Source organism: Bradyrhizobium sp. Pa8, assembly GCF_052588265.1.
The window spans coordinates 8,441,995-8,468,313 of the sequence record NZ_CP176767.1 but is presented as its reverse complement, the minus strand read 5'-3'; the positions used below and the strand labels follow the sequence as shown (position 1 = coordinate 8,468,313).

Here is a 26,319-nt window from a genome sequence, read left to right as displayed (position 1 = left end):
GCTGCGGCCCCGTAAGAACGGGGCGAGGGAGTACATCTTCACCGCGGCGGCTGCTCTGCTCGCATCGCCGCGGGCGTCGCCGCCCGCATCGATTGCGGCAGCACGTAGGGCACGCCGTCGTCGGCCTGATGGACGACGGCGTCGATCTCGAAGATGTCGCGGATGGTCTCGCGCGTGACGATTTTGCTGCGCGGGCCGTCGGCGGCGAGCCTGCCGCCGTTCAGGACGATCAGCCGGTCGGCGAAGCGGATCGCGAGGTTGAGATCGTGCAGGATCGCGATGACAGCCGTGCCGCCGGCGGCGCGGCGGCGCGCGGCTTCGACGAGGTCGATCTGGTGACGCAGATCGAGGCTCGATGTCGGCTCGTCCAGCAGCAGGAGCCCTGGCCCATGCTCGGCCTCGCCACAGGCAAGCTGCACCAGCACGCGGGCGAAATGGGCGCGCTGCTGCTCGCCGCCCGATAGCGTCGGCAATTGCCGTTCGCGGAAATGCGCGAGGCCGACCTCGTTGAGCGCGGCGTCGACGAGTGGCACGGCATCGCGCAGGCTGCGCTCGCCCGCGCCCATCAGCACGATCTCCTCGACCGTGAAGGGGAAGGTCACGTTGATGTGCTGGGACAGCATCGCGCGGCGCGCGGCAAGCTCGCGCGGCGCATAGCTGCTTATGTCGCGCTGCTTCAGCCGCACCTCGCCCTCGCTCGGGCGGAGATCGCCGGAGAGCATCCGCAGCAGCGTCGACTTGCCGGCGCCGTTCGGGCCGATGATGGCGACCATCTCGCCGGCGTCGACCGTCAGGCCGACGCCGTCGAGCAGCCTCGCGCGGCCGGCGCGCTTGCTCAAGGCTCGCGCTTCGATCACTGCGGTCATAGCGAAGCGAGCCCGCGCTGCCGCAGCAGGATGCCAAGAAAGAACGGTGCGCCGATCGCTGCGGTCAGAATGCCGATCGGCATTTCCGCCGGCGCCACGATGGTACGGGCGAGGGTGTCGGCGCCGACCATGAGGATCGCGCCGAGCAGGACAGAGGCCGGCAACAGCATCCGGTGCGCGGGCCCGATCACGAGCCGCAGCAGATGCGGCACGACGATGCCGACGAAACCGATCACGCCACAGACCGAGACGGCAACGCCGGTCATGGCGGCGACCAGCACGATCGATATCCGTTTCAGCCGCTCGACATCGACCCCGCCGTGGAACGCGTCGGCCTCGCCAAGCACGAGCAGGTCGAGGCCGCGTGCGATGAAGGGGCAAGCCGCGAGACCGGCGAGGAGGACTGGTGCGAGCACGACATCCTTGGCCCAGCTCGCCCCGCTCATCGATCCCAGCATCCAGAAGGTGATGTCGCGGAGCTGGCGGTCGTCGGCGATGAAGATGAGCAGGCCGATGCCGGCATTGGCGATTGCGGTGAAGGCAATACCGGCAAGCAGGAAGATCGTGATCGAGGTGCGGCCGGAACGGCTGGAGATGCTGTAGAGGATCATGGTGGTCGCCAGCGAGCCGGCGAACGCCGCCAGCGGCAGCAGCTCGGTCTGGAGAAACCGCAAGGAATCGCCGAGAACCGAATCGGTAAAGACGATGGCGGACACGGCGGCGAGCGCGCCGCCGCTGGAGACGCCGACCAGCGCGGGATCGGCGAGCGGATTACGGAATAGCCCCTGCATGATGGCGCCGGTGGCCGCGAGCAGGCCGCCCACCATCGCGGCCGCTGCGATACGCGGGATACGGATCGACCACAGCACGAGCTGGTCGCGGGCCGTCATGGCATCGGCGGGCGTGTTGCCGGCAAATCCCAGCGCCGCAGGCAGGCGAGAGAAGGGAATGCCGGCTGCGCCGACGGTCAGCGCGATAATCGTCGTGACTACGAGCGCCGCGAGCAGCAGGGGAATCGCAATCGGCGCGAACCTGCGTCCCGCGCCGGAATATCGTCGCGGGCTCCGTGCCTCCGTCCCGACCGCCACGCTCATTGCCGGCAATTCGTCGCCGACAGCGCCGACGTGAATGCGCCGCCATCGGCCAGTGCCGGATAGAGCCTGACCGACAGATCGCGCGCCGCCGCGGCCGTACGCGGCCCGAAGCCGAGCAGATAAAGCCCGTCCATCGCGATGAAGCTCTTGTTGGTCGCGACCGGTGTCAGGGCAAAGCCGGGATGGGAATAGACCGCGTCGGCCCGGAGCGAATCCTTGTCGCGGTCGATCGAGAGCACGACATCAGGCTTGGCCGCCACGATCGCCTCGTCGCCGATGATCTTGTAGCCGTCGTAATCCTCGACGGCGTTGGCAGCGCCCGCGAGCTGGATGATCTCGTCGGCCGCAGTCTTGTGGCCGGCGACCATGGCGCGCCCGTTCTGGAGGGACATCACGAACATCACGCGCACGGGCTTTGTCACCCTGGCACGCAGGGCACGGAGCTGCTTGAGATCGGCGCTGACCGCGGTCGCCAGGCATTCGGCGCGGGCATCGACGCCCATGGCATGGCCGACCAGCTTGATCTTCTCGATCAGGCCCTCCTCGGAATAGGTCTCGGGCACCAGCACCAGCGGCACCTTCGCCGTCTCCAGGAGGTCCATGGCCTCGCGCGGGCCCGATCCCTGGATCGCCAGGATCAGGGTCGGGTTGAGGCCCAGCACGCCCTCGGCCGAAATCTGGCGCATGTAGCCGACATTGGGTTTGTCGTGCAGCGCCGCCGCCGGATACAGGCTCGTGGTGTCGACGCCGACCAGGCGGCTCTCCAGCCCAAGCGCATAGAGGATCTCGGTGATGGCGCCGCCAATCGAGACCGTGCGGGCGAAGTCGGCAACGGCGACATCGCGATTGCGCGCATCATGCACCGTGATACCGGCCGCGTGCGCGGTCGAGGCGAGCGCAATCGTGCCGGTGAGCAGGAGGTTTGTGAGGGTGCGACAAAATGTCATTGCAGGTTACTTCGTCAGGATCAGCTTGTTCTGCGAGGTCAGGCGAAGGCGATAGGCGTCCTCGCCATGCGCGATGATGATCTCGCGCTCCGCCGCAAACAGCTCGCGGCTGTCGATCCGGCTCCCGCGCATGGTCAAAATTCTCGTTGTTGCAGAAGGGCTTTCTGCCGGCCCTGCCGTGCCGCCGAATTTGTCTCCGGACTCTGCTGACATTGTTGCTGTGATGCGCTTTCGAAATTTCAGATGTCGCCTGCTTGTATAAGCCGCGCGATGCGCATTCCAACGGCAGCAATTTACAATCGATATAAACTGCAACCTGTTGTCATTGACCGTCGAAGTGTTGCCACGTAACCAATTGTGTCAGCGGGCAACTTGCCCGCGTTTTGAGAAAATTAGCCAGCCAGTCGTTCGTTTTGCGAACGCACGCCAGCCAACCAACGAGTATGAAGTGCAGGCTGGGGTGATATGGCTGACGGGGCTAGGTATTCGCGCGCCCTGATTTTGGGCGCGTCTGTGGTTTCAATCGCGGCGTTGGCGACGGAGAGCGGTCTCGCGCAGACCTCTCAGCCGCAGGCCGAGCGTACGTCGCCGGAGCGGCCGAAGCAGGCCAAGCGCAAGCAAGCGAAGCCGCAAGTCGCCCAGCAGGCGACGCCCGAAGTGATGAACGCCCGCGCACAGGCTGGCGGTGCAGCGCCCGTTCAGACGCTCGACGCGATTACGGTTGCGGCCTCAAAGACCGAGGAGCGTGCCGTCGATGCACTTGCGCCGGTCAGTGTCGTGACGTCGGCGCAGATCCAGGCGCGCCAAGCGAGCACAGTCGGCGGTCTCATCTATGATGTACCGGGCGTGTGGGTTCAGAACCGCGGCGACGAGCCCTCAACTTCGATCAACATCCGCGGTCTGCAGGATTTCGGCCGCGTAGCCGTCATTGTCGACGGAGCGCGGCAGAACTATCAGCGCACGGGTCACTTCGCCAATGGCTCGTTCTTTCTCAATCCTGAACTGATCAGCGGTATCGAAATCGTCCGTGGTCCGACCGCGAATATCTATGGCTCCGGTGCGATCGGCGGCGTGGCGTCGTTCCGCACCAAGGATATCGAGGACGTCGTCCGCGCGGGCGAGCGCTGGGGTGTTGACGTCAAGACCATCCTTGGCAGCAACTATGGACGTGCGCTCGGCTCGGCCTTCGGTGGTGTTCGCGTCAACCCGAATGTGGATGTGTTCGCGGGTGGCACCTACTCGACGCAGGAAAACTACAAGGACGGGACCGGCTTCGAGGTCGCCAATACCGGCAACCGGCTCACCAGCGGCATCGCCAAGTTGACCGTGCGGCCGGCGGACGGTCATGAGGTCAAGCTCGGCACCATCTTCCAGGAAGACATCTACAGCGTCGGCCAGCCGCCGCGGCGCGCCGGTGACCCCAACTCGACCAACGCGAACGGCACCAACAATCTGGGCGGCACATCGATCTACGCGTCCAACGTCAAGAACTACACCACGACGCTCGGCTGGAAATACTCGCAGCCGGATGACCAGTGGTTCGATTGGGACGCGAAGGTCTACTGGAACCGCACCGAGAACGATCAGATCAAGACTGCGCATACCAGCACGACACCGTCGGTCTATTGCGGCGGCGTGCCCGGCAATGCCGTATCCGGCTGTATCGGCAGCAATCGCGGATACCTGCTCGATACGATCGGTGTCGACGTGTACAATACGACGCGGTTCGAGACCGGAAGCTGGCGTCACGCCGTGACTTACGGACTGGACGCCTTCCAGGACAAGGTGTCGTCGGGGGACAGGACCGGCACGTCGGAAGTGACGACGCCCGGCGGCCAGCGCACGGTGTCTGGTGGCTTCGTGCAGTGGAAGGCGAACTACACGTCGATGCTCGAGGTGATCGGCGCGCTCCGCTACGACAACTATCAGCTTTCCTCAGTCTCTTCGTCGACGGGCGGCGATCGTCTGTCGCCCAAGATCACGGTTGGCCTCGTTCCCACGGCGGTGGTGACCCCCTATGCCAGCTACGCCGAAGGCTATCGGGCTCCGTCGATAACGGAGACGCTGGTCAGCGGGCCGCATTCCGGCGCTACGGTGAACGACTCGTTTTTCCGTTGCCCGTCGGGCACGCCTGGACCGGGCGCGGATTCGACCTTCTGCTTCGTTCCTAATCCCAATTTGCGGCCCGAGGTCGGCAAGAACAAGGAAATCGGCTTCAACATCAAGAAGAACGATTTGTTCACGGCAGGCGATACGCTGCGCGGCAAGATCAACGTATTCCGCAACGACATTACCGACTTCATCGACCAGGTCGCCTATGGAAACCCGCTGGTGGTTCCCACCGGTCCGCCGCCGGCGCCCAGCATCACGGTGCTGCCGTTCCTGCAATATCAGAACGTCGCGGCAGCTCGCATCCAGGGCGTCGAGGCCGAGGCAATGTACGATGCGAACCTCTGGTTCTTCGGCCTGTCCGGGACCTACCAGAACGGCAAGAACCTGCAGACCGGATTTGGCCTGTACAGCGTGCCGCCGCAGAAGATCACCACGACGGCTGGTGTGCGCCTGCTCGACAGGACGCTGATCCTTTCGGTGATGTGGACGTCGGCGATTGCGAACTACGACATCCCGCCGACCTATACGCCGGCGACGTCGTTCGATCTCGTGAACCTCTACGCTCAGTATCAGCCGACGAAGGATCTCACGCTCAACCTCTCGGTCGAAAATCTTCTCAACCAGTACTATCGGCCCTACGCCATTCCGGTCGGCAGCACGGGCGATACGCAAAATGACGTGAAGTGGGCGAGCGCCGGCCCGGGGCTCGTGATCAAGGGAGGCCTCAAGTACCACTTTGGCGGCACGTAAGGAGTAGACCGGCGGTCCCGCGCAGTGACGCCGAATTGACCTCCAGAGCCACGCTGATGTCCCAGCGTGGCTTCGGTGCGTTCTGAATCATCCGATTGGCATTCGCCGATCCACACGACTGACAGGAGAAAAGTCGAATGTTTATCGCTATGAATCGCTTCCAGGTGAAGAAGGGCGCGGAGACCGCGTTCGAAACCGTCTGGGCCACCCGCGAATCCTATCTCGGCTCCATGGCGGGCTTCGTCGAGTTTCATCTGTTGAAGGGCCCGGAGGCCGAGGACCACACGCTCTATTCCTCGCATACCACCTGGGTCGACAAGGCGGCGTTCGAGGCCTGGACGCGCTCGGACCAATTTCGCCGCGCCCATGCCCGCGCCGACAATCCGACCGGCGAGAGCCTCTATCTCGGCCATCCCAAGTTCGAGGGCTTTGAGGTGATCCAGAGCGAGCGCAAGGCTGCGGCTGCTTAAGGTCGCGCCGGAGCGCGAAAGGAGTCGAACATGCTGAGCACCGATCTCGCCGATCTCAGGGCGTATATGGCCGATAATCCCGGCGCGGTGATCGAGGACGTTGCGCGCGAGCGCAAGGTCTCGCCACGCGCCGTGATCGAGGCGCTGCCGCCGTCCATGGTGCGCATCGGCACCGGCGAGCATTTCGCCGCCGCCATGCAGGATATCGCAGAGTGGGGCGAGGTCACGCTGATCGTGCACACCGATGATGCGATTTTCGAGTTCACGGGCACGATTCCCGCGGGCGAGGTCGGCCGCGGCTATTTCAACCTGATGCAGCCGAAGGGCCTGCACGGCCATCTCCGGCACGAGCGCTGCGCGGCCACGGCTTTCGTCGAGCGGCCCTTCATGGGCAAGACCTCGGCCTTCGTCGCATTCGTCAACACAGACGGCGGCATCATGTTCAAGGTCTTCGTCGGTCGCGACGAGACCCGGGCGTTGCGTGCGGATCAGCTCGCGCGATTCCGGCAGCTTGCCGACCGGATCGCGGCACAGCCGGCGGCGTAGCTTCTTTCCATCGGTCGGGAGATCAGGATGCAGAGCAATTTTGGGCTTCGGCACATGATCGGATCCATCCTGGTGGTGGCGCTCGCGCCAACACCGGCCTTCGCGATTGACGAGGCGTTGCTGCCGCGCAATTTGTCGCCCTGGGGCATGTTCGTCAGCGCCGACATCGTCGTGAAGGTGGTGATGATCGGGCTTGCCATCGCCTCGCTGGTGACGTGGACGGTCTGGCTTGCCAAGACCATCGAGCTGCGCCGCAAGAGCGCGCTCGCCGTGCAGCGAACGCGCGCGCTCGAGGGCAACGTGAAGCTGGCCGAGGCGGCGGAGCGGGCCGGCGATGCGCATGATGCGGTGGCCCAGCTCATCCAGTCCTGCGCCAGGGAGGCGGAGCTCTCTGGCGGCGTCGTCGACGACGGACTCCAGGAACGCGTGGCGCTGCGGCTGGAGCGGGTCGAGGCTGCGATGTCGCGCCAGATCGCGCGCGGCACCGGGGTGCTCGCCACCATCGGCGCCACCGCGCCGTTCGTCGGCCTGTTCGGCACGGTCTGGGGCATCATGAATTCCTTCATCGGTATCTCCGAGAGCCACACCACGAGCCTCGCGGTGGTCGCGCCGGGCATCGCGGAGGCGCTGCTCGCCACCGCGCTTGGTCTCGTCGCTGCTATTCCGGCGGTCGTGATCTACAATCATCTGGTCCGCGGTATCACCGGTTACCGCGCACTGCTCGGCGACGCCTCGGCGCAGCTCATGCTTCTGGTCAGCCGCCAGCGCGACCATCGCGATTTCCGCCTGGCGCGGGCGGCGGAGTAGGCCGTGGCCGCGAAGCTCGGCGCCCGCTCGTCATCGCCGCTCAGGTCGCGCGGCGACCCTGGCGACCTCGACGTCACCCATGAGATCAACGTCACGCCGTTCATCGACGTGATGCTGGTGCTGCTGATCATCTTCATGGTGGCAGCCCCGCTTGCTACCGTCGACATCGGCGTCGAGCTGCCGGCCACCGCGGCCGAGCCGGCGCCGCGGCCGGACAAGCCCACCTTCGTGACGGTGAAGCCGGATCTCACCGTCGCCGTCGGCGAGGACACGATGGCACGCGACGGCCTCGCCGCTGCGCTCGCTGCGGCCACCAATGGCCGCAAGGACGAGCGCATTTATCTGCGCGCCGACAAGGCCGTGAGCTACGGCGACCTGATGGAGGTCATGAACACCTTGCGCAATGCCGGCTACCTCAAGGTCGCTCTGGTCGGCCTCGACGGGCGCAGCTGATGACCGCGAACGCCTTTGCCCTGCATGAGCCGCTTGGCGAACGCGAGGCCGCGCGCTGGGGGGTATCGGCGGCGGTGATCGTGGCGCTGCATATCACCGCCGCACTGTTTGCGATGAATTGGCTGAAACAGGTGCCGGACGAGGGCGTCAACATGCCGGCCATCCTCGTCGACATGACGCCCGAGACATCGGCGCCGCAAGCGACGCCGCTCGATATTGCGCCAGGACCTGTGATGCAGCAGGCGGACGCGTCGCCGCCTGAACCCGTACAGCAGCAGGCCGTCGAGGAGATGCTTCCGCCGACACCGCCGCAGGAAAAGCCGGATGTCGTCGCCCCGCCGGAGCAGAAGCTCGAGCCAAGCCCTCCGAAGCCGGAGCCTGCCAAAGTCGTTCCGGTGGAAAAGCCCGTCCCGGCCAAACCCAAAGTGGTTCGCCCCGATGCCCGGAAGCCGTCGGATGCGCTGCCCGCACCACGCACCAGCGCGCCTCCGCGTGCAGAGCGCGAAGCTCCGCTGGCATCCGCGGTGAATGCGGGCTCGGTGGCTTCGGCGATGGCGACCTATTATCAGCGTGTCCGCGCGCATCTCATGCGCTTCCACCAGTACCCGACCGCCGCCAATGGCCAGAAGGGCGTGGTTCGGCTAAGCTTTACGCTCGGCCGCGGCGGCCAGGTCTTGTCCAGCCGCATCGGTGGATCTTCGGGCGTGGCGGCCCTCGACGCCCAGGCCATGGCGATGATACGGCAGGCCCAGCCATTTCCACCGGTGCCACCCGAAATCAGCTATGCAACAGTCCCCATCAACGTCCCGGTGATCTTCGGGAACCGGTGAGGCGGCGACGAACTCCTCTCCCGCACAAGACGGGAGAGGAGGAGCAAGCGTGACGTTACTTTGCTTTCAGGAAGTCGGCGACTTCGAGCAGCATGAACTCGTCGTCGTCGGCCTTGTTGGGATCGCGGCTGGACGAGAACGGCAGATTGTTGTCGTTGCCGACGATGATGTGGGTCTCGTCGACGCGATCGACGTTCTCGATGGTGAAGAACGGGAAGGTATAGACGCCGTCATTGAGGGCTTTGCGGGCCTTCTTGTCGGGGTCCTGGATCTTCATCAGGTCGATATAGCCGATCTTGCGCACCGGCTTGCCGACATTGGCGTCGGTCAGCTCGATCTTGTAGACGCGCTTGAACTTGGCGATGTCAGGGAAGCAGTTCTCGCCGCGGGTGCCTTGCGGGCAGGCCTTGTCGGCGGTGCCTTCGCCGTTGTCGCGCTCGATGATGAGGCCGCCGGTCGGGTCGATCATGTTGAAGTCGCCGATGGCGTTGCCGTTCTGCTCGAACACATACTGCCAGTAGCGGCCGGTGAATTTTTCGGCGGCGACGTCGAACTCGAGGATGCGGGAGGCTTCCTTGCCGTCGACCTTTTCCCAGTCCTTCTTGTCGGCGTCCCACAGCGGGCCCTCGAGCAGGCCGTAGAGGAACTTGCCGTCCTTGGACGACGCAAAGCCCTCATAGCCCTTGGAGCGGCGGAGGTTGACGTTGGTGTAGGTCGCGCCCGGCGCGCCCGGCGTCGCCACGGCCCAGTTGTCCGGCGAGCGCACCGGCTTGCCGTCGGCAACCGTCTCGAACACGCCGAGGATCTTGCCGGTCTTGTCGGCCTTCAGGATATAGGGGCCGAACTCGTCGCCGATCCAGAAGGTGTCGCCGATGATCTGGAAGCCCTCGGTGTCGAAGTCGGAGCCGGTGAGATAACGCTTCTGGGTGTCCTCATGCACGATGCGGAACGGCACCTTCTTGTCGGGATCGTGCAGGAAGATGGTTTCCTGGCGCTCGATCTTGCCGCTGGCCCAATCCATCTTGTAGCGGTTCAGATACAGCATCGAGTCCGGCGAGTTGGCGCGCGCGCCCATGCCGTTGTCGGTGATGACCCAGTAGCTGCCGTCGGGCATGTGCTTGATGCCGGAATGGCCCTGCAGCGGCTGGCCCTTGAACGGCAGCGACACGCCGGTCGCACGCTCATAGGACTTGCCCATCACGGTGCCGAGCGCGTCGACGCGCTTGCCGGTGGTGTATTTGCCCGAGGTCTTGAGATCGGCAGGCGCGTCGGCCGGCGCGTCGATGAAGGTCGCGGCCGGCATCACCACGTGGCCGGCGAGCTTGGCCGGGAATTCACCCTCGTTCTGTGCAAGCGCGGTGCTCGCGGTGAGAATGATCGTTGCGACGGAGGCAAGAAAAGTCGCGCGCATGTGCGTCTCCTGTTAGTGGACGACGCCTTATGCGGATCGCATGTTGCAGTTTTGTGAAACCGGGCGAAAGGCCGCAGCCGCCGGTTACTCCTTTACCTCGGTCGCCGCATCGCTGCGTGTCACACGCCTTCATAGACCAGCCTGGTGAAAAAGCCGGGGTCGATGACGAACTGACCAAATTTCGCATCGAACGCGGCCGTCGGCTTGGCGGCAACGGCCTCGTCGCGCGTCTTTCCCTGCTTCTTGAGATTGCCGACATTATCCCGGATTGCGACCAGCATGTCGCGGAATTCCTGGAGCTCCGCCTTGTTGCTGACGGGCTTGCCATGACCGGGAATGATGATGGTGTCGCTTTTGGCCGCGGCGAGATTGGCGTCGGACGCCGCAATCATGCCGTCGATGCTGCCGCCGGTCGAATAGTCGATGAATGGATAGATGCCGTTCCAGAACGTATCTCCGACATGCAGAACGTTGGCTTCGGCGAACATCACCGAAATATCGCTGTCGGTATGCGCGGGCCCGTAATATTTCAGGGTGATCGATGCGCCGTTGAGCTTCAAGTTGTGGTCCCTGGCGAACACTTCCGCAGGCAAGGCGCCGGCGGAAAGGGGGAGGAAATTGTAATCCCAATCCTCGACCCGCTGAACGACGGAAAGGTGCTTGCGGGTATTTTCGTGCGCGAGAATCTTCGCGCCTGCCGAATGCAGCCATTCGTTACCGTCGGCGTGATCGAAGTGCCAGTGCGTATTGATCAGATGCGCGATTGGTTCGCTGCCGAGTTCGGTCAGCGCCTTGCTGAGCTGAGGGCGTGAGACGCCGATGCCGGCATCGACCAGAAGCTTGCCGTCAGGTCCCGTGAGGACCGCGATGTTGCCGCCGGATCCTTCGAGCACGCTGACATTGTTGCGCAGCTTGTAGGTCGTGATGGGAGACGTTGCCGCGCTGTCCTTGATCAGACTGACGAGGCCGCGGGCTTCTGCGTAGGCCTGTCGAGGGCTGAGCCATCCCGCCGTGGCGGCGAACGTAGCGCCGACGCAGCACAGGCAAAAGCCGCGTCGAGACATTGAATGGAGCTTTGGCGATCCCATGCGATGCTCGCTTTCTGGAGCGACTCTCGACTGCGCCCGCGGTCGCCCCGCCGCTCGCGCGGCAGGATGCGACCAAGGACGAAAGCAGTCTATCAGGATTGCACGATCCGCGACGATTGCGCGCCGTAGCTCGTTACTCCTTCACCGCGCCGGTCAGCGAGGACACGTAGTAATCGACGAACAGCGAATAGAAGATCGCAACCGGCAGCGAGCCGAGCAGCGATCCCGCCATCAGCGCGCCCCACTGGTAGACGTCGCCGGTGACGAGCTCGGTCAGGATTGCAACCGGCACGGTCTTGTTGGCGCCGCTCTGGATGAAGGCGAGCGCGTAGATGAACTCGTTCCAGGACAGCGTGAAGGAGAAGATACCGGCCGAGATCAGCCCGGGCACCGCCAGCGGCAGCGTGATCCGCCGCAGGATCTGCAGGCGCGTGGCGCCGTCGACCAGCGCGCATTCCTCGAGCTCATAGGGGATCGACTTGAAATAGCCGATCAGGAGCCAGGTGCAGAACGGCACCAGGAAGGTCGGATAGACCAGGATCAGCGCCATCGGTGAGTCGAACAGGCCGAACTGAACCACCACGGTGGCGAGCGGGATGAACAGAATCGACGGCGGCACGAGATAGGCGAGATAGATGCCGAGGCCGACATAAGGACTGCCGCGGAAGCGCAGCCGCTCGATGGCGTAGGCGGCGAGCGTGCTTGCGATCAGCGACAGCGTGGTCGACCCGATCGCCACCAGCATCGTCGTCCATAGCCAGCGCGGATAGGCGGTGTCGAACAGGAGGTGCTTGATATGCGCCAGCGTCGGCGAGGTGATCCAGAACGGGTTGTGATCCTTGAAATTCAACAGCTCCGCATTCGGCTTGAACGACGTGATCGCCATCCAGTAGAACGGAAACAGCAGGATCAGCACGAAGCAGCCGAGTGGTAGATAGATCATCATCAGCCGCCGCAGCCCGGAATCCCAGGCCATGGTATCGGGCGCCGCCTTCGCGTCGGCCACGGCAGGTTGCGCGACGGTATCAGTCATTGCTCTCTCCCTGCTGCCATTTGCGGCGCGCCAGGCCGAAATATGAGAACAGCGTCGCGAACACCAGGAACGGAATCATCGACACCGCGATCGCGGCACCTTCGCCGAGCTCGCCGCCGGCAATGCCGCGCTGGAAGGCGAGCGTCGCCAGCAGGTGGGTCGAGTTTACCGGACCGCCGCGGGTGATGGCATAGACGAGCTGGAAGTCGGTGAAGGTGAAGATGATCGAGAAGGTCATGACGATGGCGAGGATCGGCATCATCATCGGGAAGGTGATGTAGCGGAAGCGCTGCCAGGCGCTGGCACCGTCGAGCATCGCGGCCTCGTAGAGCGAGGGCGAGATGGTCTGCAGACCCGCCAGCAGCGAGATCGCGACGAAGGGAATGCCGCGCCAGATGTTGGCGGCGATCAGCGAAAAACGTGCCGGCCAGGGCGAGCCGAGGAAGTCGATATTGGTGGTGCGCCAATGCAGCACGTCGACCAGCAAATAGGAGATGATCGAGAATTGCGGATCGTAGATCCACCAGAACGCGAGCGCCGAGAGCACGGTCGGCACGATCCAGGGCAGCAGCACGATGGCGCGGAGCAGGCTCTTGAACGGAAAATGGTTGTTGAGCAGCAGCGCGAGCCAGAAGCCGAGCGCGAACTTCCCGAAGGTCGCGACCGCCGTATAGAACACGCTGTAGAACACCGCGCCCCACCAGAGGGGATCGGTGAGCAGATACTGGAAATTCTCAAGGCCCACGAAGACGCCACGTCGGCCGATCGTGGTGTCGGTGAAGGCGAGCCAGATGCCGAGACCGAGCGGGTAGGTGAGGAAGACGGCGAGCAGCCCGATCGCGGGCGCGAGGCACATCACGATCAGGAACGGCTTGTAGTCGAACAGCCGCACCAACCAGGATTGCTGCCGGTGCGCCAGTACGGGGGAGGAGAGGGTGGTCACGGACATCAGTTTGTTGTCCCGTCTGTGAAAGTCACGACGCCGTCATTGCGAGGAGCGAAGCGACGAAGCAATCGAGGCTGTAGCCGCAAAGTCAGACTGGATTGCTTCGCTTCGCTCGCAATGACGATTTCTTCTGGCGGTCCTTACCGGTTCTGACGCCGGAAGTACCGCTTGCAGCGCTGTTCCGCTTCCGCAGCCGCCGCTTCTGGCGTCGCCGCACCGGTCGCGACCGAGGCGAACATCTGCACCGTCACATAGTCCGCACGAACAGCACCGGTGGCGGTCGAAATCGGACCCTTGTAGCCGGCGTAGTACTTGCTGTTCATGGTGTCCTTGAAGATCGCCACTTTGGGATCGCCCTTCCACACCGCCGCATCGGCATAGGCGGCAAGCGGTTGCGACCAGTAGCCGCTGTTGGCGTTGAGCCACGGCTCGTACTGGTCCTTTTCCAGCATGTATTGCAGGAAGGCCTTCGCGGCGTTGGGATACTGGCTGTGCTTGAACAGCATGGCGTTCAGCGTCAGTCCAGACATCGGCGAGGCCGGCGCAAGACCCTTCGGCAGCAACTGATGTTCGGAGTCTTCGGCGATGGCCGCGGTTGCCGGATCGTTCTTGAGCGAGAAGTAGAGTGAGACGCCGTTCGCCGTCAGCCCGATTTCCTGCGAGGAATAGGCGCGATTGTTGCTGACGTCGTTCCAGGACGGCGTACCGGCGATGAAGGTCGGATAAATCTCCTTCACGTAGTTCAGCGCCGCGATGGTCTCCTTGCTGTTGATGGTGACATTGCCTTCCTCATCCAGCAGCGAGGCGTTGTGCGACCACATCATCCAGTCCGCAAAGCCATTGCCGTCGCCGACGGCATTGCCCAGCGCAAAGCCCGCGGGCTTGCCGGCTTTCTGCAGCTTCTTGCAGAGGTCGAGGAGCCCGGCGTGGTCTTCCGGCGCCTTGTCGAACCCGACAGATTTGAGAATGGACTTGCGATAGATCAGGGGACCGGCCGTGGCCCCGAACGGGAGGCCGATCCAGGTATCGCTCTTGGCCTTCTTGCCGTAGGCCTTCGCAAGGTTCTGCCAGCCGCCATACTTCTTGCCCAGGTAGTCGGCGACGTCGGTCAACTCGACCAGCTTGTCGACATAGATGTGAGGCGCGTCGGAGAAGCCGATGATGATGTCGGGGCCGGCGCCGGAATTCGAGGTCACCGCGGTCTGCTGGTTGATGTCTTCCCAGCCGACGAAGTCGACCTTGACCTCGACCCCGGTCTCCTTGGTGAATTTGGCTGCGTTGGCGCGGAATACGTCTTCGTCGGCCTGGACGAAGCGCACCGGCCGCAGCATGCGCAGGGTTGCGCCTTTTTCGATCGGCAGTTTCGGTGCGGGGACGTCCGCGGCCTTGATTGCGGATTGAGCGTGCGCTGCAATACCGGTTGCCGCGAGCGCCGTAGCGGATAGGCCCAGCACCAAGGCATCACGACGCGTGATGTCGTTCCTCATCAGTTCCTCCCTATGATGTCTCCCTTCCCGGCGTTGATCGCCGGTGAAGGGCCGTTCCGGTTTCCGGCGCGTCTTGCGGCCGGCCGCCTAGCTGTTCGGGCCGCGATCCATGCTGACGGGCTGCCAGCGGCGGAGCGCGGTGTCTTGCAGCACCGACGGATTGACGCAGCTTACCGGCCACATGCCCTGAAGCACCAGTGACAATTCGTAGCCTACGCGGCGCTTGCGTGCCTCGTCGAACCGTGCCGAGGCCGAGGCGACATGGGCGGTCAGCGTCACGTTCTCCATGCTGAGGATGGGATTGTTGTGCGAGGGCGGCTCCTTCTCCAGCACGTCGAGGGCGGCGTGCGCAATCCAGCCCTCCTGGAGCGCCTTGATCAGGCTTTCCTCGTCCACGGTGGCGCCGCGGCCGGTATTGATGAAGACCGATCCTTTCTTCATCTGCCGGAAGTGCTTCTCGGTGAGCATGTGATGCACCTCGGGCCTGGCCGGGGCGTGCATCGAGACGAAGTCGGATTGCGACAGCACCTCGTTCAGCGTCGCCGGGATCACGCCATGGTCGTACATCAGCGTTTCCTGGATGAAGGGATCGTAGGCCATCATGCGCAGCCCGAACGGGGCGGCGCGCTTCGCAACGGCACGCGCGACGCGGCCGAACGAGATGAAGCCGAGCGTCTGGCCCATCAGCCGCGGGATCTTCAACAGCGCAGGCCGGCCTTCGGCCCAGCGCCCGTCGCGCGCCATCCTGTCCTGCTCGACCAGGCGGCGGAAGCCGGCGAGGAGCAGCATCATGGCGTGGTCGGCGACCTCTTCGATGAAGGTGTCGGGAATGTTGGTGACGGGAATGCTGCGGGCGGTCGCGGCCTTCACGTCGACGCTGTCGACGCCGACCGAGCCGAGCGTGATCACCTTGCAGCTCTCGAGCGCGTCGATGATCGACTTGGTGATGGGGATGCCCTTGGCGTAGATGGCATCGGCGTTTTTCGCGGCGGCGATGAACTCGGCCTCGTTGGCGGGGGCTTCGACGATCTCGGCATCGATCGGATCAAGCGCCTCGCGCTCGAAGGAATAGTCGCTGCCTGCGACCGTGAAGCTCGCGCCCTTCGGCGTCACCACCCTGTATTTCGGCATTTCCTGCTCCCGATTTGGTCTGTCGGTTCTTGTTGTGGCCCGGCCTTCGTGGTGGGCCTTTGCGTCTTTTACGCGAAATCGGAGCGGTCGCGTACAATCGTCGGTTGCCGTTGCGGCGATTTATTCGACTGTTTCGGCCTTCCGTCCGGGCTTCTACGGAGCCGCCCGTAACAGGTTGATAAGAGGTCACGCACTAAAAGTTGAATCAAATTTATCGATTCCCTTGCGTGCCCGTATCCCATTATTGCCGGAGCTGTCCCGTGAAGTTGAGCAATCTGAAGATCGCCCCGAAGCTCGGTATCCTCGTCGGCGTCACCCTGTTCGGCCTTTGCGTCTCCGGTGTTCTCGCCGGCTATCTGATGAAGCGTGAGATGGTGAATGCGCGCATCGACCAGGCCAAATCGATCGTCGACCTCGGTCGCAACTACGCCGCGGCGCTGAAGAAGCGCGTCGATGCCGGCGAGCTGACGAAGGATGCGGCGATGGCCGACCTTCGCCGCTACGGCAACGCGATGACCTACGACAACGGCTCGGGTTATCTGTTCGGCACGTCCTATGACGGCATCACCCAGCTCGCGCCAGATCCGAAGCAGATCGGCACCAACCGCATGGACGTCGTGACCAACGGCCGCAAGCTGTCCATCGAGCTGATGAGCGGTGTCAAGGCCAACGGCTCGATCCTGCTCTATTATGAATATGTGAAGCCCGGCCAGGAAACGCCGATCCGCAAGATCGGCTATGCGGTCGCGGTCCCCGGCTTCGACATGTATCTCGGCACCGGCGCCTATCTCGACGACATCGACGCCAAGATGGGCCCGGTCTACTGGCTGCTCGGCCTCGCCATGCTCGGCATCGTCATTGTCGCCGGCAGCGTCGCTTGGCTGCTCGGCCGCAGCATCAGCCGCCCGCTGGCGCTGCTCGGCACCCGCATGAAGGATCTCGCCGACGGCAAGCTCGAGGGCGACATCCCCGGCGTCGGCCGCGGCGACGAGGTCGGCGCGATGGCCTCGACCGTCCAGATCTTCAAGGACAACGCGGTCCGCATCCGCGACCTCGAGAAGACCGAGGCCGATGCCAAGGAGCGTGCCGCGGCGGAACGTCGCAGCGCGATGGAGGGCATCGCCAGCGATTTCGAACGCAGCGTCAACGGCATCGTCCGCTCGGTCTCCTCGGCCGCCGCCGGCATGCAGAGCACGGCGCAGTCGATGACCGCGACGGCCAGCGACGCCTCGTCGCGTGCGGCGACGGTCGGCGCCGCCTCGCAAAAAGCCTCCGGCAATGTCGGCACGGTTGCCGCAGCCGCCGAAGAATTGTCGAGCTCGGTTGCGGAAATCTCCCGCCAGGTCACGCGTTCGACCGAAGTCGCGAGCCGGGCCGTCAGCGATGCCGAGCGCACCAACGCCACCGTGCAGGTGCTCTCGACCGGCGCCGAGAAGATCGGCGAGGTCGTCAAGCTGATCCACTCGATTGCGGCGCAGACCAACCTGCTCGCGCTCAACGCCACCATCGAAGCGGCGCGCGCCGGCGAGTCCGGCCGCGGCTTCGCGGTCGTGGCCTCCGAGGTCAAGGCGCTGGCGAACCAGACCGCGAAGGCGACGGAGGAAATCTCCGCGCAAGTGGCGGCGATGCAGACCTCGACCAGCGACGCGGTCACGGCGATCTCCGGCATCACCCAGACCATCGCCGAGATGAGCGAGATCACCGCCGGCATTTCCGCCTCGATCGAGCAGCAGGGCGAAGCGACCCGCGAGATCGCCCGCAACATCCAGTCGGTCGCGGCCGGCTCGAACGAGATCAACGCCAATATCGGCAGCGTCACCTCGGCCGCGGAAGCGACCGGCACTGCTGCCACCGACGTGCTCACCAACGCCCGCGAGCTGGACAGCCAGTCCGGCGCGCTGCGCAGCGCGGTCGACGGCTTCCTCGCCAAGGTCCGCGCGGCGTAAGCTTCGCGCTGAATTCGTAGGGTGGGCAAAGGCGCGAAAGCGTCGTGCCCACCTTTTTCTTTCTGATTATGTGATGACTGATGGTGGGCACGCTTCGCTTTGCCCACCCTACGAGACCGTCCTACTGCTTCTCGATCTTCGCGTTCGTGATCAGCTTCTCCCACAGCACCAGCTGCTCGTTCACGAACGTGCCGAGCTGTTCCGGCGTGCCGGAGAAGGCGTCCATGCCGAGCGTGGCGAGCTGGGCCTTGATCTCCGGCTTCTCGACGATCTTCCTGATCTCGGCGTTAAGTCTGGTCACGATCTCCCTGGGCATGCCGGCGGGGCCGAAATAGCCCTGCCACGACGAGATGTCGAAATCCGGTACGCCGGCCTCCTGCATCGAGGGCAGGTTCGGCACCAGCGGCGAGCGGTCCTTGGTGGTGACGGCGAGCGCGCGCAGCGCGTTGCCGTTGACGTGGGGCAGGCCGGTCAGGATGTCCACGAACATCATCGAGACGCGACCGCCCATGACGTCGTTGAGCGCCGGCGGCGAGCTCTTGTAGGGCACGTGCAGGAGATCGAGCCCGGCATTGTGCGCAAAGGTCGCACCCGACACGATCGCCGAGGACGAGCCCGACGCGTAGCTCAGCTTGCCCGGATTGGCCTTGCCGTAGGCGACGAGCTCGCCGACGGTCTTGGCCGGCACCTCCGGATGAATCACCAGCATGAAGGGCAGGTCGCCGGTGCGCGCGATCGGGGTGAAGTCCTTGACGGGGTCGTAGGTCAGGCTCTTGAGCAGGTAGGGATTGGCCGAATGCGTGGTGTTGGTCGTCACCAGCAGCGTGTAGCCGTCGGGGGCGGCGCGCGCGACATAGGTTGCGGCGATCATCCCGTTGGCGCCGGCCTTGTTCTCGATCACGATGCCGACGCCGAGCGCCTGCGACAAATGCTGCGAGATCAGCCGCGTCGTGGTGTCGGTGCCGCTGCCGGCCGCGAACGGCAGCACCAGCGTGATGTTGCGGCTCGGATAATTGTCGGCCTGCGCGGCGGATGCGGCGGCGAGACAAAGTGCGGCTGCGCCGGCGGTGCGCAGTGCGCGGATCAGTGATGACAGCATGTCTGGACGTTCCCTCTTTTTTCGTTGGCGGGGAACCTAGCTTCTCTTCGCAAAAATCGGAAGACGGGAGTTTGCCGCCCACCTTGCGGAATTATTTCACCGCAGAACCCTGGCGCGACGCGAACACAACGCCGGCGAGCACGAGCGCATAGCCGATCAAATGAAACGGCTGGAGCTTTTCGCCGAGCAGCAGGATCGCCATCGCGGAGCCGAATACCGGGACCAGATGGAAGAACGGCGCGGCGCGGTTCGGGCCGATCAGCGCCACGCCGCGGTTGAAGAAGAGATAGGCCAGCGTCGAGGGAAAGATCAGGATGTAACCCAGCGTCGCCAGCGTCACCCCGTCGAGTTGCAGGACGCGGCCGCTCCAGGCTTCCCAGATCGCGGCGGGCAGCAGCATGGTCGCGCCGCAGCAGGTGGTGAAGGAGAGAAAGGAGATCTGGTGGATCTTCGGCCGTCGCGGGATGAAGGCGGAGTAGAGCCCGAACGCGACCAGCGAGGAGGCGAACATGATGTCGCCCCTGTTGAAGCTGATACTCGCGAGCGCGGCGAGATCGCCGCGCAGGATGATGATCAGCACGCCGAGAAGCGAGATCGCGATGCCGGCGAGCTGCGCACCCGTCAGCCGCACGCCGAACAGCACCAGCGACCACAGCGCCACGAACAGCGGTCCGGCCGACTGGATCAGCAGCGCGTTCAGCGCCTCCGTGTATTGCATCGCCCAGTACGAGATCGCGTTGTTGAAGGCGAAGCCGACCAGCGACAGGAACAGCATCAGCGGCAGGCTCTTGCGCAAATTCGGCCAGTCGCGCTTCAGATGCGGCCAGGCGAACGGCAACAGGATCAGGAACACGCCGAACCAGCGGATCGTGGTCACCGTCAAGGGCGGCACATGCGCGCCGACATGGCGTGCGAGCACGATGTTGCCGGCCCAGAACAGCGAGCTCAGGCTGAGCAGCAGGTAAGGCTGGTTGTTGAGCCAACTGGCCGGATTCGAGGCCTTTGGCGCGGGCGAAGCAATCGTCATTGGCGTTGGATGCGACCTTGCGCCGGATTCTTGTTGTGACACAAGTCTAGCGGCCGCAAGGCTACAATGCAGGCATGGCTTGAGGAGGTGTCATTGGCGGTTAATATGTTGAACATCGAGGGCCTGGAGCGGCTCGATGCAAATGCGCCGGTGGTGATGCTGAACCTGATGCGTTTTCACCAGCGCTCGCGCGACGGCGACGGTTCGGGCTGGGACGCGTACTTGCGCTACAGCGCGATCACGGTGCCCATGATCAAGGCGCGCGGCGGCACGCTGCTCTGGACCGGCGAAGCGAAGGCGGTTGCGCTCGGCCCGCACGACGGCAACGACTGGGATTTCGTCGCGCTGGTTTATTACCCAAGGGTTGCGGCTTTCATCGACATGATGACGTCGGAGGCCTACGAGACGCAGGCCGACCCGCATCGCGTCAACGGCTGCGCCGAGCACGTGATCATCGCGACCAACGAAGCGTACAGCAAGTTCAGGACGAAGTAGTTGCCGTCTGTCGAGCGCACGGCTCTTACCCTCCCCTGGAGGGGGAGGGTCGCTGCGCATGCAGCGAAGCGAAATGCGTAGCGGGGTGGGGTGATCTCTCCACACGGGCACTGTTCATCGCGGAGAGACCGTCACCCCGCTCCGCTCGCACTTCGTGCGATCGACCCTCCCCCTCCAGGGGAGGGTGAACAGGCAGCGGTGTACCGGGGTCGAAGCGGTGACTACGTCGCCTGCTTCCTTGACGCTACGAACACGCCGGCCAGCACCAGCGCAAATCCGATGAAGTGGAAGGCCTGCGGGTGTTCGCCGAGGAACGCCATCGCCATGATCGAGCCGAACACCGGCACGACATGAAAGAACGGCGCGGCGCGGTTGGCGCCGATCAGGCGCACGCCGCGATTGAAGCAGAGATAGGCGAGCGTCGACGGGAACACCGCCACATAGAACAGCGTCAGCAGGTTCGGCCCGTCGAGCTTCATCACGGGACGCGCGGACAGCTCCCAGATCTCGAGCGGAATGAGGCAGGCGGCGCCGGCGCCGAAGGTGAAGGCGAGGAACGACAGGCCGTGCATCGGCGGCCGCTTCAGGGTCAGCACCGAATACAGCGCGAAGATGATCAGCGCGACGATGAAGATGAGGTCGCCCTTGTTGAACGCGATGTTCGACAGCGTTGTGAAATCGCCATGCAGCAGGATCGTCAGCACGCCGCACATCGACAGGAGCACGCCGAACGCCTGCGCCGCGGTGAGGCGGACGCCGAGGATGGCCAGCGACCACAGCGCCACGACCAGCGGCGCGGCCGACTGGAGCAGCAGCGTGTTGAGCGCCTGGGTATGTTCCAGCGCCCAATATTGCAGCGTGTTGAAGGCGCCGATGCCGGTGATCGACAGCACGATCATCAGGCCGAGCCTGCTGCGGATCGCGGGCCAGTCCTGGGCGAGATGTTTCCAGGCGAACGGCAGCACCAGCAGGAAGGCGAAGGTCCAGCGCAGGAACGACAGCGTCACCGGCGGGATGTGGCCGGCGGCCAGCCGCCCGACAATGGCGTTGCCGGCCCAGCACAGCGCGGTGATGCTGAGGAGCAAATAAGGCTGGTTGGCGATCCAACTGTGACTGGATGATTCTGAGCCCGTGGTCTGGCCGGTGGCGGACATTGTGATTGTTATGGCCCCGTCATGCGCCGGGGTCGCGGCCCGGCGAGGTCGGGCCGGCGGATAGCCCGGTGGCTCCCCAAAGACACGGAAATCGAGCCTGCATCAACGGGGGGCGGACGCATCGCGACCATGCAGCGACAGGCAAGCGCCTCAGTCTTTGGTGGAAGGCTGCCGAGCCGCCCGGAACGTTTCTGGATTTTCCGGGGATATCAAAGGCTTAAAGTGCCTCTTGAGCCCCGAAAAAGCCCCGTTCTTGCTTGCCTAGAGAGGCTGCTTCCTTTATCCGGTTGGCTGCCTCGCGTGCGAACGGCTCCGGCCGTCAGCTGGGCTGGCGCATCTAAAATCTTCAGAGGATTACCCGCGAATGGCCAACGTTGTCGTCGTCGGAGCCCAGTGGGGCGACGAAGGAAAGGGCAAGATCGTCGACTGGTTGTCGGAGCAGGCCGACATCGTCGCGCGCTTCCAGGGCGGCCACAACGCCGGCCATACGCTGGTCATCAATGGCGAGACCTACAAGCTCGCGCTGTTGCCCTCAGGCGTGCTGCGCCCGTCGAAACTGGCGGTGATCGGCAATGGCGTCGTGTTCGATGCGCAGGCCTTCCTCGACGAGGTCGCCAAGCTGCGCGGACAGGGCGTGGCGGTCGGCCCGGAGAACCTGCGCGTCGCAGAGAATGTCACGCTGATCCTGCCGTTGCACCGCGAGCTCGACGCTCTGCGCGAGTCCTCCGACTCGGCGACTGCGATCGGCACCACACGTCGCGGCATCGGGCCGGCTTATGAGGACAAGGTCGGCCGTCGTGCCATCCGCCTGATGGACCTCGCCGACCTCGACACCCTGCCGCACAAGATCGACCGGCTGCTTGCTCACCACAATGCATTGCGCCGCGGCCTGAACCTGCCCGAGTTCGACGGCAAGGACATCCTGAAGGAGCTGAGCGCGCTGGCGCCGCAGCTGCTGCCCTATGCCGAGACCGTGTGGCGGTTGCTCGACACCGAGCGGCGCGCGGGCAAGCGGATCCTGTTCGAGGGCGCGCAGGGTGCGCTGCTCGATGTCGACCACGGCACCTACCCTTACGTCACCTCGTCGAACACGGTGGCGGCGCAGGCCGCGACCGGCACGGGCATCGGTCCGGGTGGGGTCGGCTATGTGCTCGGTATCTGCAAGGCCTATACGACCCGGGTCGGCCAGGGCCCGTTTCCGACTGAGCTTCTGAACGAGATCGGCGAGGAGATCGGCCGCCGGGGCCGCGAGTTCGGGGTCAATACCGGACGCAAGCGCCGCTGTGGCTGGTTCGACGCCGTGCTGGTCCGCCAGACCGTGCGGACCTGCGGCATCAACGGCCTGGCACTGACCAAGCTCGACATCCTCGACGGCTTCGACACGATCGAGGTCTGCACCGGCTACAGGCTGGACGGCAAGGAGATCGACCACTTCCCGGCCGGCGAGGGCGCCCAGGCCCGGGTCGAACCGATCTACGAGACCATCGAGGGCTGGAAGGAGCCGACCGCCAATGCCCGCTCCTGGGCGGACCTGCCGGCCCAGGCCATCAAATATGTCCGCCGGATCGAGGAATTGGTGGGGTGCCCGGTCGCCCTGCTTTCCACCAGCCCGGAACGCGAGGATACTATCCTGGTACAAAATCCGTTTGAGGCTTAACGATCTCTTACCGGGACGTGCGTATAGTTGAGTTGAAATGGCTGATTACTATCCGCTGATCGCCCGCGCTATTGCCGCCCTGGACCCCAACGCTCCCGGCGAAAGCCGTCGCGCGCTCTATGAGCGCGCGCGCACGGCCCTGATCGCGCAGCTCCGCAGCGTACAACCGCCCCTCTCCGAATCCGAGATCACCCGCGAACGGCTGTCGCTCGAAGAGGCCGTCCGCAAGGTCGAGTCGGAGGCCGCCCAGCGCGCCCGGGAGGCCTCGCGCCCCGGTGGCGGCGCCCGCAGCGGCGGCAGCGGCAGCGGTGACGCCTTCCGCCGGGCCAGCACCCGCGCCGCCGAGGGCAACCCGCCGCCGTCTCAGCCGACCGCTCCGCGCACCCGTCCGGCTCCACCGCCGCCGCGTGCCGACCGCCCGTCCTTCAATGTCGATGACCAGGACGACGCCCCGCGTGCGCCGCGGGCCCCGCGTTTCGACGCGCCGCGCCAGCCGGGTCCCCCGGCAGCGCCGCCGATGCCGGAGCCGCCGGCGGCTCCGCCGGCCGGACGTGATCGCCCGCCCGGACGCCGTCCGCCCGACATCGGGCCGCCACCGCCTCAGCCGCCGGCTCCGGGCGTACGCGGTTTTCGCGACATCACCGCCGACGTGAACGATCTCGGCGGCGCTGCCGCGCAGGCCAACCGCGCCGCGCGTCGCACCTACGCCAATGTGCCCTCGCCCTCGCCGGAGTTCGACCGGCTGGAGCCGAGCCTGGAAAATCGCGCCGGCGAGCAGGACGCGCCCTATTCCTACGATGAGTCGATCGAGGAGGCCGAGCGCTACACGCCGCAGCCGCCATCGTCGTCGCGTCCGCGCGTCGCGCCCGACGCCAAGAAGCGCGCCCGCACCGGCTCCGCCTTCCCGTTCAAGAGCGCGATCGCCGTCGGCATCGTGCTGATCCTGGTCGGCGCCGGCATCCTCTGGGGCAAGCCGCTGATCCAGACGGTGAGCGGCCTGTTCAAGTCCTCGCCGACCCAGGTGGTGGAGGCGCCGAAGGATCCGGCCCAGCCGCAGAGCAAGCCCAAGATTCCGGATCGCGTCGGCCAGCCTTCGGCCAGCGACCAGCCGGTCGCGCCGGTGGCGCAGAAGGTCGTGCTCTATGACGAGGATCCGTCCGACCCGAAGGGCAAGCAATATGTCGGCTCGGTCGTGTGGCGGCTCGAGCCGATCAAGGCCTCGGGCAACCAGAAGGCCGACGTCGCCGTGCGCGCCGACATCGAGATCCCCGACCGCAAGTTCAAGATGACGATGTCGTTCCGCCGCAACACCGACTCGTCGCTGCCGGCGAGCCACACCGCGGAATTGACCTTCATCCTGCCGCCGGATTTTCCGGGCGGCGGCGTCGCCAACGTGCCGGGCATCCTGATGAAGTCGAACGAGCAGGCGCGCGGCACGCCGCTCGCGGGTCTCGCGGTCAAGGTCACCGACGGCTTCTTCCTGGTCGGCCTCTCCAATGTCGACGCCGACCGCGCCCGCAACATCCAGCTCCTGAAGGAGCGCTCATGGTTCGACGTGCCGCTGGTCTACGCCAACCAGCGCCGCGCCATCATCGCCATCGAGAAGGGCGCCCCCGGCGAACGCGCCTTCAACGATGCGTTCGCGCAGTGGGGCGACTAGGGCTCCTCTCTTCCTGTCGAAAGAGATCATCATGCCCGGGCTTGTCCCGGGCATCCACGGTCTTCGTGCCGCGATCTAAGGCGTCATGGCCGGGACAAGCCCGGCCATGACGCTAAGGGTGGCCGGCGCTACTGCGCCGCGGCCTCCCGCTTGCGCGCGGCCGCGTGCTCGCGGTCCATCACGGCGCGGCAGGCGGGGCTGACCTGCGCCTTGTTCCGCACCATGCAGGCCCTGATCCTGGAGATGTCGGGAATCTCGCTGGAGCACAGCCGCATCGCATCGCCCGTGCACATCTGCTGTGCTTCGGACGAGAAGGCGAGGCCGGGCGATGTCTGGAGTACGATGGCGGTGGCGGCGAAGGCCAGCAGCGAAGCGGTGGTCTTAAACAGCGAAACGATGGTCGTGTAACGTGTCATGACGAATGCGTCCCCGAGTTCCGTGGTTTGAACCACTTGGTTTTGGGGCGCCGCACGCGGCTTGATCTGCCGCATGTCACAGCCTTCACGCCGGGAACTTTGGTCCCGCATGTGGTCGCTCGATCTCTCGTGGTGTTCGAATCGAAAAGTGCTGCGCCGCCCGATTCGAGTATGCGCGATTGTCACGCGGCTGCAATGGTCCGCTCGAATGAATTCGCAGTTGTTGCGTGTCCGTCACGCAGCACGCGGCGCGAGATCAGATCAACCGATCGGACGACGCGCTCGCTTCTTCCGCATCGCTCGCGCCTGATGCTGCGGGGTGTTCCTCGACGGCACTGACGCCTTTCGCAGTGAGCTCGAACAGATCGCCGTCCTTCATCACGTAGCCGTCGGCGATCAGTTCGCCGATCTTGCCGTGCCGGTCGTCGGCAAAGGCGACCGACTGGCTGATGTCCCGCAGGATCGAGAGCTGTTCGTCGCGCAACATGGCTTCATTCTCCGTGCGCCGGGGATCGTTCCCGGCCTTACATGCCGTGGCTCTGAAACACCTTGCTGCAGGACTTCGACAGCCTGGCCCGGTTGGCCTGCAGGCACGCCTGCACAGCGCCGTCATTGCCGAGGTCCTTGCGGCAGAACCGCGAGGCGTCACGCGAGCAGGCGTTCTGCTCCTGCGGCGTACCCATGTGGCCTTGCGCGAGAGCAGGCGTGAGCGACATGCCGCTCAGGGCTGTCAGGGCGAGCGTCGCCATAAGGACGGATTTCCGGGACATCGACAAACTCCAATCTGACTGCAGGTATGAATTTCAGTCCTGTCTGAACTCGTCGCCTTGCCGCTTGTTCCCGTCAGGACGGGCCGGCGCCCCGCTATTCAAGGTTCCCGCGTCGCTGCTATAA

General features: G+C 64.8%; 26 protein-coding genes. 10 read left to right on the top strand and 16 right to left on the bottom strand.

Annotation, left to right across the window (positions count from 1 at the left end):
• Window positions 1-38 precede the first annotated feature (38 nt).
• The 4 genes from ACKWRH_RS40145 to ACKWRH_RS40130 are packed head-to-tail and all read right to left on the bottom strand — an operon-like array spanning window position 39 to window position 3,120.
• Window positions 39-866 (bottom strand): heme ABC transporter ATP-binding protein, encoded by an 828-nt coding sequence (locus tag ACKWRH_RS40145; protein WP_445218052.1) that lies wholly within the window; start codon window positions 864-866, stop codon window positions 39-41.
• Window positions 863-1,960, bottom strand: a complete 1,098-nt coding sequence (locus ACKWRH_RS40140) for a FecCD family ABC transporter permease (RefSeq protein WP_445218051.1) — start codon at window positions 1,958-1,960, stop codon at window positions 863-865. The genes ACKWRH_RS40145 and ACKWRH_RS40140 overlap by 4 nt, the downstream gene beginning before the upstream one ends.
• The gene (locus ACKWRH_RS40135) at window positions 1,957-2,907 is read right to left on the bottom strand and encodes a heme/hemin ABC transporter substrate-binding protein (RefSeq protein WP_445218050.1); all 951 of its coding nucleotides are present in this window, start codon (window positions 2,905-2,907) and stop codon (window positions 1,957-1,959) included. Before ACKWRH_RS40135 ends, ACKWRH_RS40140 begins: the two co-directional genes overlap by 4 nt.
• A 6-nt stretch (window positions 2,908-2,913) precedes the next feature.
• Entirely contained in the window at window positions 2,914-3,120 is a 207-nt protein-coding gene (locus ACKWRH_RS40130; RefSeq protein ID WP_445218049.1) for a hemin uptake protein HemP, read from the bottom strand.
• Between the two features lie 252 nt (window positions 3,121-3,372).
• Here ACKWRH_RS40130 and ACKWRH_RS40125 point away from each other — a divergent pair, with 252 nt between their 5' ends.
• From ACKWRH_RS40125 to ACKWRH_RS40100, 6 genes are all read left to right on the top strand, one after another.
• The gene (locus tag ACKWRH_RS40125) at window positions 3,373-5,769 is read left to right on the top strand and encodes a TonB-dependent hemoglobin/transferrin/lactoferrin family receptor (RefSeq protein ID WP_445218048.1); all 2,397 of its coding nucleotides are present in this window, start codon (window positions 3,373-3,375) and stop codon (window positions 5,767-5,769) included.
• A gap of 137 nt (window positions 5,770-5,906) precedes the next feature.
• Window positions 5,907-6,239 carry an antibiotic biosynthesis monooxygenase family protein gene (locus ACKWRH_RS40120; protein WP_445218047.1) on the top strand — a complete coding sequence of 111 codons (333 nt, stop codon included), beginning with the start codon at window positions 5,907-5,909 and terminating at the stop codon, window positions 6,237-6,239.
• A 30-nt stretch (window positions 6,240-6,269) separates the two neighbouring features.
• The gene (gene hutX, locus ACKWRH_RS40115; RefSeq protein WP_445218046.1) at window positions 6,270-6,785 is read left to right on the top strand and encodes a heme utilization cystosolic carrier protein HutX; all 516 of its coding nucleotides are present in this window, start codon (window positions 6,270-6,272) and stop codon (window positions 6,783-6,785) included.
• Between the two features lie 27 nt (window positions 6,786-6,812).
• Complete coding sequence (gene exbB / locus ACKWRH_RS40110) at window positions 6,813-7,592, top strand: tonB-system energizer ExbB (protein ID WP_445218045.1); 780 nt, start codon at window positions 6,813-6,815, stop codon at window positions 7,590-7,592.
• 3 nt (window positions 7,593-7,595) lie between these two features.
• Window positions 7,596-8,045 (top strand): TonB system transport protein ExbD, encoded by a 450-nt coding sequence (gene exbD, locus ACKWRH_RS40105; RefSeq protein WP_445218044.1) that lies wholly within the window; start codon window positions 7,596-7,598, stop codon window positions 8,043-8,045.
• Window positions 8,045-8,875, top strand: a complete 831-nt coding sequence (locus ACKWRH_RS40100; protein WP_445218043.1) for a TonB family protein — start codon at window positions 8,045-8,047, stop codon at window positions 8,873-8,875. The genes exbD and ACKWRH_RS40100 overlap by 1 nt, the downstream gene beginning before the upstream one ends.
• A gap of 55 nt (window positions 8,876-8,930) precedes the next feature.
• Here the strand turns inward: ACKWRH_RS40100 and ACKWRH_RS40095 are convergent, their stop codons facing one another.
• The 6 genes from ACKWRH_RS40095 to ACKWRH_RS40070 all read right to left on the bottom strand — a co-directional run bounded on the left by ACKWRH_RS40095 (window position 8,931) and on the right by ACKWRH_RS40070 (window position 15,971).
• A complete protein-coding gene (locus ACKWRH_RS40095; RefSeq protein WP_445218042.1) occupies window positions 8,931-10,286 on the bottom strand; it encodes an esterase-like activity of phytase family protein in 1,356 nt (451 codons plus the stop codon).
• Between the two features lie 119 nt (window positions 10,287-10,405).
• Window positions 10,406-11,374: an MBL fold metallo-hydrolase gene (locus ACKWRH_RS40090; RefSeq protein WP_445218041.1), complete on the bottom strand. Its 969-nt coding sequence runs from the start codon at window positions 11,372-11,374 to the stop codon at window positions 10,406-10,408.
• A gap of 133 nt (window positions 11,375-11,507) precedes the next feature.
• Entirely contained in the window at window positions 11,508-12,407 is a 900-nt protein-coding gene (locus tag ACKWRH_RS40085) for a carbohydrate ABC transporter permease (protein WP_014492486.1), read from the bottom strand.
• Window positions 12,400-13,356 (bottom strand): carbohydrate ABC transporter permease, encoded by a 957-nt coding sequence (locus ACKWRH_RS40080; protein ID WP_445218040.1) that lies wholly within the window; start codon window positions 13,354-13,356, stop codon window positions 12,400-12,402. Before ACKWRH_RS40080 ends, ACKWRH_RS40085 begins: the two co-directional genes overlap by 8 nt.
• Before the next feature lie 137 nt (window positions 13,357-13,493).
• Window positions 13,494-14,840, bottom strand: a complete 1,347-nt coding sequence (locus ACKWRH_RS40075) for an ABC transporter substrate-binding protein (protein ID WP_445218039.1) — start codon at window positions 14,838-14,840, stop codon at window positions 13,494-13,496.
• 87 nt (window positions 14,841-14,927) lie between these two features.
• Window positions 14,928-15,971 (bottom strand): C-terminal binding protein, encoded by a 1,044-nt coding sequence (locus ACKWRH_RS40070; protein WP_445218038.1) that lies wholly within the window; start codon window positions 15,969-15,971, stop codon window positions 14,928-14,930.
• A 260-nt stretch (window positions 15,972-16,231) separates the two neighbouring features.
• Here ACKWRH_RS40070 and ACKWRH_RS40065 point away from each other — a divergent pair, with 260 nt between their 5' ends.
• Window positions 16,232-17,917 (top strand): methyl-accepting chemotaxis protein, encoded by a 1,686-nt coding sequence (locus ACKWRH_RS40065; RefSeq protein WP_445218037.1) that lies wholly within the window; start codon window positions 16,232-16,234, stop codon window positions 17,915-17,917.
• Between the two features lie 121 nt (window positions 17,918-18,038).
• Here the strand turns inward: ACKWRH_RS40065 and ACKWRH_RS40060 are convergent, their stop codons facing one another.
• Together ACKWRH_RS40060 and ACKWRH_RS40055 are read right to left on the bottom strand one after the other, a co-directional pair.
• Entirely contained in the window at window positions 18,039-19,016 is a 978-nt protein-coding gene (locus ACKWRH_RS40060; protein ID WP_445218036.1) for a Bug family tripartite tricarboxylate transporter substrate binding protein, read from the bottom strand.
• Window positions 19,017-19,107: 91 nt separating this feature from the next.
• On the bottom strand, window positions 19,108-20,043 hold the full coding sequence (locus ACKWRH_RS40055) for a DMT family transporter (RefSeq protein ID WP_445218035.1): 936 nt from the start codon (window positions 20,041-20,043) through the stop codon (window positions 19,108-19,110).
• Window positions 20,044-20,148: 105 nt separating this feature from the next.
• Between ACKWRH_RS40055 and ACKWRH_RS40050 the strand changes: the two genes are divergently transcribed.
• Complete coding sequence (locus ACKWRH_RS40050) at window positions 20,149-20,538, top strand: DUF1330 domain-containing protein (RefSeq protein ID WP_445222559.1); 390 nt, start codon at window positions 20,149-20,151, stop codon at window positions 20,536-20,538.
• 221 nt (window positions 20,539-20,759) lie between these two features.
• On the opposite strand, the gene ACKWRH_RS40045 is transcribed toward ACKWRH_RS40050, so the two are convergent.
• Window positions 20,760-21,692, bottom strand: coding sequence for a DMT family transporter (locus tag ACKWRH_RS40045; RefSeq protein WP_445218034.1), 933 nt, complete (start codon window positions 21,690-21,692; stop codon window positions 20,760-20,762).
• Window positions 21,693-22,056: 364 nt separating this feature from the next.
• Here ACKWRH_RS40045 and ACKWRH_RS40040 point away from each other — a divergent pair, with 364 nt between their 5' ends.
• Both ACKWRH_RS40040 and ACKWRH_RS40035 read left to right on the top strand, forming a co-directional pair.
• Window positions 22,057-23,349, top strand: a complete 1,293-nt coding sequence (locus ACKWRH_RS40040; protein WP_445218033.1) for an adenylosuccinate synthase — start codon at window positions 22,057-22,059, stop codon at window positions 23,347-23,349.
• Between the two features lie 37 nt (window positions 23,350-23,386).
• The gene (locus tag ACKWRH_RS40035) at window positions 23,387-25,009 is read left to right on the top strand and encodes a hypothetical protein (protein WP_445218032.1); all 1,623 of its coding nucleotides are present in this window, start codon (window positions 23,387-23,389) and stop codon (window positions 25,007-25,009) included.
• A gap of 128 nt (window positions 25,010-25,137) precedes the next feature.
• Here ACKWRH_RS40035 and ACKWRH_RS40030 read toward each other — a convergent pair whose 3' ends face one another.
• From ACKWRH_RS40030 to ACKWRH_RS40020, 3 genes are all read right to left on the bottom strand, one after another.
• Window positions 25,138-25,425: a hypothetical protein gene (locus ACKWRH_RS40030; protein WP_445218031.1), complete on the bottom strand. Its 288-nt coding sequence runs from the start codon at window positions 25,423-25,425 to the stop codon at window positions 25,138-25,140.
• A gap of 256 nt (window positions 25,426-25,681) precedes the next feature.
• Window positions 25,682-25,912 carry a hypothetical protein gene (locus ACKWRH_RS40025; protein WP_445218030.1) on the bottom strand — a complete coding sequence of 77 codons (231 nt, stop codon included), beginning with the start codon at window positions 25,910-25,912 and terminating at the stop codon, window positions 25,682-25,684.
• 37 nt (window positions 25,913-25,949) lie between these two features.
• Window positions 25,950-26,195, bottom strand: a complete 246-nt coding sequence (locus ACKWRH_RS40020) for a hypothetical protein (protein WP_445218029.1) — start codon at window positions 26,193-26,195, stop codon at window positions 25,950-25,952.
• Window positions 26,196-26,319: the final 124 nt, after the last annotated feature.

What these genes read in the sequence shown, in the direction of transcription:
- ACKWRH_RS40120 (WP_445218047.1), top strand. Translation starts at nt 5,907, where the DNA reads ATGTTTATCGCTATGAATCGCTTCCAGGTGAAGAAGGGCGCGGAGACC.
- ACKWRH_RS40100 (WP_445218043.1), top strand. Translation starts at nt 8,045, where the DNA reads ATGACCGCGAACGCCTTTGCCCTGCATGAGCCGCTTGGCGAACGCGAG.
- ACKWRH_RS40095 (WP_445218042.1), bottom strand. Translation starts at nt 10,286, where the DNA reads ATGCGCGCGACTTTTCTTGCCTCCGTCGCAACGATCATTCTCACCGCG.
- exbB (WP_445218045.1), top strand. Translation starts at nt 6,813, where the DNA reads ATGCAGAGCAATTTTGGGCTTCGGCACATGATCGGATCCATCCTGGTG.
- ACKWRH_RS40070 (WP_445218038.1), bottom strand. Translation starts at nt 15,971, where the DNA reads ATGCCGAAATACAGGGTGGTGACGCCGAAGGGCGCGAGCTTCACGGTC.
- ACKWRH_RS40040 (WP_445218033.1), top strand. Translation starts at nt 22,057, where the DNA reads ATGGCCAACGTTGTCGTCGTCGGAGCCCAGTGGGGCGACGAAGGAAAG.
- ACKWRH_RS40140 (WP_445218051.1), bottom strand. Translation starts at nt 1,960, where the DNA reads ATGAGCGTGGCGGTCGGGACGGAGGCACGGAGCCCGCGACGATATTCC.
- ACKWRH_RS40035 (WP_445218032.1), top strand. Translation starts at nt 23,387, where the DNA reads ATGGCTGATTACTATCCGCTGATCGCCCGCGCTATTGCCGCCCTGGAC.
- ACKWRH_RS40075 (WP_445218039.1), bottom strand. Translation starts at nt 14,840, where the DNA reads ATGAGGAACGACATCACGCGTCGTGATGCCTTGGTGCTGGGCCTATCC.
- ACKWRH_RS40030 (WP_445218031.1), bottom strand. Translation starts at nt 25,425, where the DNA reads ATGACACGTTACACGACCATCGTTTCGCTGTTTAAGACCACCGCTTCG.
- ACKWRH_RS40090 (WP_445218041.1), bottom strand. Translation starts at nt 11,374, where the DNA reads ATGGGATCGCCAAAGCTCCATTCAATGTCTCGACGCGGCTTTTGCCTG.
- hutX (WP_445218046.1), top strand. Translation starts at nt 6,270, where the DNA reads ATGCTGAGCACCGATCTCGCCGATCTCAGGGCGTATATGGCCGATAAT.
- ACKWRH_RS40125 (WP_445218048.1), top strand. Translation starts at nt 3,373, where the DNA reads ATGGCTGACGGGGCTAGGTATTCGCGCGCCCTGATTTTGGGCGCGTCT.
- ACKWRH_RS40085 (WP_014492486.1), bottom strand. Translation starts at nt 12,407, where the DNA reads ATGACTGATACCGTCGCGCAACCTGCCGTGGCCGACGCGAAGGCGGCG.
- ACKWRH_RS40060 (WP_445218036.1), bottom strand. Translation starts at nt 19,016, where the DNA reads ATGCTGTCATCACTGATCCGCGCACTGCGCACCGCCGGCGCAGCCGCA.
- ACKWRH_RS40145 (WP_445218052.1), bottom strand. Translation starts at nt 866, where the DNA reads ATGACCGCAGTGATCGAAGCGCGAGCCTTGAGCAAGCGCGCCGGCCGC.
- ACKWRH_RS40055 (WP_445218035.1), bottom strand. Translation starts at nt 20,043, where the DNA reads ATGACGATTGCTTCGCCCGCGCCAAAGGCCTCGAATCCGGCCAGTTGG.
- ACKWRH_RS40050 (WP_445222559.1), top strand. Translation starts at nt 20,149, where the DNA reads ATGTTGAACATCGAGGGCCTGGAGCGGCTCGATGCAAATGCGCCGGTG.
- ACKWRH_RS40135 (WP_445218050.1), bottom strand. Translation starts at nt 2,907, where the DNA reads ATGACATTTTGTCGCACCCTCACAAACCTCCTGCTCACCGGCACGATT.
- ACKWRH_RS40080 (WP_445218040.1), bottom strand. Translation starts at nt 13,356, where the DNA reads ATGTCCGTGACCACCCTCTCCTCCCCCGTACTGGCGCACCGGCAGCAA.
- ACKWRH_RS40045 (WP_445218034.1), bottom strand. Translation starts at nt 21,692, where the DNA reads ATGTCCGCCACCGGCCAGACCACGGGCTCAGAATCATCCAGTCACAGT.
- ACKWRH_RS40130 (WP_445218049.1), bottom strand. Translation starts at nt 3,120, where the DNA reads ATGTCAGCAGAGTCCGGAGACAAATTCGGCGGCACGGCAGGGCCGGCA.
- ACKWRH_RS40020 (WP_445218029.1), bottom strand. Translation starts at nt 26,195, where the DNA reads ATGTCCCGGAAATCCGTCCTTATGGCGACGCTCGCCCTGACAGCCCTG.
- ACKWRH_RS40025 (WP_445218030.1), bottom strand. Translation starts at nt 25,912, where the DNA reads ATGTTGCGCGACGAACAGCTCTCGATCCTGCGGGACATCAGCCAGTCG.